At 51.1% G+C, this 456-nt stretch carries 1 protein-coding gene; it reads right to left on the reverse strand.

The annotated features are described in order from the left end of the window. The coding region (locus AC1RPR_RS08260; RefSeq protein ID WP_481763476.1) for a hypothetical protein at nucleotides 1-413 on the reverse strand (413 nt) is incomplete at its 3' end. Nucleotides 414-456 lie beyond the last annotated feature (43 nt).

Genomic DNA, 456 nt, shown 5'->3' on the forward strand with positions numbered 1-456 from the left:
GGCACCAGATCAGTAGGTGACACGATTCTCATCCCAGAATCCAAAACGCTGGCCACCTGCTCAGCCAAACGCTGGTCGGACACAACGAAGAAAAGTGGTTTATCCGATTTTGCAACGCGAGCGCCAGAACGAAATAGAAACTGGATGCACTGGTCAACGGTACGGTCGAGGTCCGGATTGTAGTCAGGGATGATGGCCTTGAAAAAGTTTATCTGATCCGGCGTCAACTTCAAGGTCGCAAGGAATGCTGCCGTATGGTAGCGCCGCCATTCGTTGAGGCCCTGACTGACGACAGGCACGCGGATTACAGAATCCCCAAGAAGCTTGTCCAAATTTTCCTTTTCCCATAGGCCACTGTGTGAATCAGAGCTATCCTTAGAATTGATGCACAGAAGTAGAGGCTCTGCTTCCATAGCCTGTGTCTCCAGCCATTTTGATTGAAGCGCAGTAGCTGCC

It is taken from the genome of Dellaglioa sp. CoH-57-MRSF-22, from assembly GCF_056781895.1.